This window comes from Microbacterium sp. 13-71-7 (assembly GCF_002257455.1).
Lineage (GTDB): Bacteria > Actinomycetota > Actinomycetes > Actinomycetales > Microbacteriaceae > Microbacterium.
In genome coordinates this window covers 1-2,973 of record NZ_NCKN01000347.1, presented here as the reverse complement: position 1 = coordinate 2,973, position 2,973 = coordinate 1, and the positions used below count along the sequence as shown (strand labels likewise).

Here is a 2,973-nt window from a genome sequence, read left to right as displayed (position 1 = left end):
GAGGGGTTCGTCCTCGGACTGATCGCGACCGGCGCCGTGAGCGTCGCGATCGCTGCTGTTGTCGCGATCGTCCTGCGCGGCGTCGACCTCTTCGGCGACGCGGTCGCCGTCACCTTCCCCCTCCACGACGGGGGCATAGTCGGTGCGCTGAAGGATGCGCCCGACGTGCTGTCCTCAAGCTATTCCGCGGCGATCGTGACGATCGACGGCCTCCCTGCGGAAGCGCGCTGGCTGTTCCTTCTCGAGGGTGCACTGCCGGCTCTCGCAACGGTCGGGGTGTGCGCCGTTGCCTGGCGGCTCGGGGTGTCGCTGATCTGGTCGCGTCCGTTCCGGCGCTCGATGTCGGTCGCGATCGGCATCGCCGCCTGCCTCGTCGTCGCGGGAGGCGTGCTCGGTCAGCTCGCCGGCGCCTTCGGGCGCGCGATCGCCGTCGGTCACCTCGCGGAGGCGGATCCGCGCGTGCACGACGTGCTTTGGCCCTTCCTCGCGCAGTTCGACCTCGCCCCCGTCGGCTGGGGCTTCGCGCTCGCGCTCATCGCGACCGCGTTCCAGCTCGGCACACGCCTGCAGAAGGACGCGGAGGGGCTGGTCTGATGGTCGTCTACTCGGGAGACCTGTGGGGCTCACTAGCCCAGATCGGCCTCACCTTCTGCGTTCTCGTGATCGTCGGCGCGATCGCGTTCTGGCGAGGTAGGCGCCGGAGGAGTGAAACGCTGTTCCTCGACGTGGCGCTGTCTCTCGGCGGGTGGTGGGTGGCGTTGTCGGTGCTCGCGCTCATCGTCATACTGCTCAAGGCCTTCACCGTCGATTGGGTGGAGATCGACGGGCCGGCACTCAGCATTCCGCTCCCCGCAGATTTCCCGTGCGTGAGCTACGGGGAAGCCCAGGGTCCGGCGATCACCTGCCGGACCACGTCGATGTCCAACTTCGGCGTATTCAACGTCAGCGCAGGGATCCATGCCCTCGTGGCCGTCGCCCAGACGTGCACGCTCATCGTCTCGACCCTCCCCGCAGCACTGATCGCATTCATCTGCTTTCAGACGCTCCGCGGGCGCGCGTTCCACCGCACCGTGATCCGCGCTCTCGTCATCGGCGCGATCGTCCTGCTCGTGGTGGGCGTCGCGGGAGATCTGCTGAACGACATCACTGGCACCCTCGCTCTTCGCGAAGTGTTCCCGGTCGGCTCTCCGTGGTACCCCGAGGCGTTCATGCTCTCGGCGAGCGGGCTCCCGATCGGCGGGGCGATCGCGCTCGCCGCGCTCGCCGCCGTGTTCCATCAGGGGTTCCGGCTCCAGTCGGAACGTGACCAGCTGCAGAAGGACACGGAGGGCTTGGTGTGACTCCGGCGGCGCAGGACGAGGAGGACACGGGGATCCATTGCCGCCTCGACGAGCTGCTCACCGCCCGCGGGATGACGTTGACGCAGCTGAGCGAGCGGGTGGGGGTGAGCATCGTGAACCTCTCGGTCCTCAAGAACGATCGGGCGCGCGCGATCCGTTACTCGACCCTGCGTGCGATCTGCGATGCGCTCCAGTGCGAAGTCGGAGAGCTGCTGGTGCTCGCGCCGCGGGGCTGAGCCGCCGCGCGGACTCGCCCGACTACGGCAGATCGGCGACGGCGATCAGCGGGAACCAGTGCCGTTCTTTCAGGGACGACGTCTCCCCCTTCACGTCCAGCCATTGCCCGTCGATGCGCGGCACGTTCTCGACCTGCCACACTCCGAAATGCGCGATCGGGACCGGCCATCCGTAGTCCTGGGAGGGATCAGGCACGACGTTCCGCACCGCGCCCACCCAGCGCGGAGGTTCTGCCGAGCCCGTGACGTCGATGCTGAGGGCGAGGATCGCCTTCAGACCGATCGGATCCGCCTCACTCACCTCGCGCGTCGGGAGGTCGAGCATGCCGTTGCGCTCACGGGGGACGCAGAAGACGCGATCATCGTCTCGGATCAGCAACCGCACCAGTCCCATAGGCGACGGCGGTACGGCGCCGGTGACCCACTGGACGCGACTGCCCGCGGGCAACCACGACGGGTCCCCCTGTTCGCCCACGATGCGCTCCTCCGCCGAGGCCGCGGGGCTGCGATCGATCTCGACGGGCGCACCATCTCCGCGGCGCTGCGCCACCGCGATCAGGCCACAGGAGGGGCCGGCGGGGCGGCGGGCTGCGCGGGGGCGGGCATGGCGCCGTCGACCGGCTGGATCACGACGGCCGTGCCGTAGGCGCACATCTCGCTGAAGCTTCCGAGGGAGCCGGAGTCGAAGCGCATCGCGATCACGGCGTTGGCTCCGCGCTGCACCGCCTCGGCCCACATACGGTTCATGACCTCGTACCGGCTCTCGTACATGAGCTGCGTGAACTCGGGGATCTCGCCTCCGCCGAGCGCTCGGAAGCCGGCCGTGAAGCCCTGCCCGAAGTTCGTGGAGCGCACGGTGAGGCCCATGACCTCGCCGAGCACCTGGGTCACGCGATAGCCGGGAACGTCGTTCGTCGTCACCATGAACATGCGCTCATCGTCGCACGATGAACGCATCGGCGCACCTGTGTCTCCGCGCCCTGATCCGAGAAAGGCCGTGCCGCCACCCTTCACGGCACGCCGCTTCGCGCACGGAATCAGGCGGCGGGGTGGAATCGTTTGGGTGGTGGGTCGATGTCGCCCCACGCGTAGCGGAGCGGAAGCCGCGGATGCAGCACAGACTGTTGCCCGTCAGGGTGGTGCAGGACGAAGTCGTGTTTGCCGTGGCGGGTGATCTGCCATCGGCCATGGTGGAGCTCCATATGGTGGAAGCGGCAGAGGAGTATGCCGCGGTCGATGTCGGTGCGGCCTTGGTCGCGGGCCCATTCGTCGATGTGGTGGGCTTCGCAATACGACGCGGGCCGGTCGCACCCGATCCATCGGCATCCGCCGTCACGGACCGCGAGCCCGATGCGTTGTTTCGGGGTGAACAGGCGTGATTCCCGTCCCACGTCGAG

The 2,973-nt window shown here is 68.4% G+C and carries 6 protein-coding genes; 3 read left to right on the top strand and 3 right to left on the bottom strand.

Annotated elements, in window-relative coordinates; translation table 11 throughout:
- From B7X32_RS19980 to B7X32_RS19970, 3 genes are all read left to right on the top strand, one after another.
- The coding region (locus B7X32_RS19980) for a hypothetical protein (protein ID WP_292723766.1) at window positions 1-594 on the top strand (594 nt) is incomplete at its 5' end.
- Window positions 594-1,340, top strand: coding sequence for a hypothetical protein (locus B7X32_RS19975; RefSeq protein ID WP_292723764.1), 747 nt, complete (start codon window positions 594-596; stop codon window positions 1,338-1,340). The genes B7X32_RS19980 and B7X32_RS19975, both read left to right, overlap by 1 nt.
- Window positions 1,337-1,576, top strand: coding sequence for a helix-turn-helix domain-containing protein (locus B7X32_RS19970; protein WP_292723762.1), 240 nt, complete (start codon window positions 1,337-1,339; stop codon window positions 1,574-1,576). The genes B7X32_RS19975 and B7X32_RS19970 overlap by 4 nt, the downstream gene beginning before the upstream one ends.
- Before the next feature lie 22 nt (window positions 1,577-1,598).
- On the opposite strand, the gene B7X32_RS19965 is transcribed toward B7X32_RS19970, so the two are convergent.
- The 3 genes from B7X32_RS19965 to B7X32_RS19955 all read right to left on the bottom strand — a co-directional run.
- The gene (locus B7X32_RS19965) at window positions 1,599-2,051 is read right to left on the bottom strand and encodes an NUDIX hydrolase (RefSeq protein WP_292723760.1); all 453 of its coding nucleotides are present in this window, start codon (window positions 2,049-2,051) and stop codon (window positions 1,599-1,601) included.
- An 80-nt stretch (window positions 2,052-2,131) separates the two neighbouring features.
- Window positions 2,132-2,506, bottom strand: coding sequence for a YbjQ family protein (locus tag B7X32_RS19960; RefSeq protein WP_292723758.1), 375 nt, complete (start codon window positions 2,504-2,506; stop codon window positions 2,132-2,134).
- Between the two features lie 107 nt (window positions 2,507-2,613).
- On the bottom strand, window positions 2,614-2,973 hold a 360-nt coding region (locus tag B7X32_RS19955), incomplete at its 5' end, for an HNH endonuclease signature motif containing protein (protein WP_292723756.1).